The organism is Streptomyces katrae, from assembly GCF_000966975.1.
Lineage (GTDB): Bacteria > Actinomycetota > Actinomycetes > Streptomycetales > Streptomycetaceae > Streptomyces > Streptomyces katrae.
This window is the reverse complement of record NZ_JZWV01001637.1, coordinates 1-266: the sequence shown is the minus strand read 5'-3', so window position 1 is coordinate 266 and position 266 is coordinate 1. Positions and strand designations below refer to the sequence as shown.

Sequence of the window (266 nt, the reverse complement as noted above, 5' to 3'; positions counted from 1 at the left end):
ACCGCGAGGACGGGGTGGCCGTTGCGGAGGGCGTCGGAGAGCTTCTCGACGAGCAGCATGCCCACGCCTTCGCCCCAGCCGGTGCCGTCGGCGCCGGCGGCGAAGGACTTGCAGCGTCCGTCGACGGCCAGGCCCTGCTGGCGGCTGAACTCGGTGAACATGCCGGTGGCGGCCATGACGGCGGCCCCGCCGGCCAGGGCCATGGTGCATTCGCCGCGGCGCAGGGCCTGGACGGCCAGGTGGAGGGCGACGAGGGAGGAGGAGCA

General features: G+C 74.4%; 1 protein-coding gene. It reads right to left on the bottom strand.

Annotated elements, in window-relative coordinates; genetic code table 11:
• A partial coding sequence (locus VR44_RS39775) for a beta-ketoacyl synthase N-terminal-like domain-containing protein (protein ID WP_045952573.1) occupies nt 1–266 on the bottom strand: 266 nt, incomplete at both ends.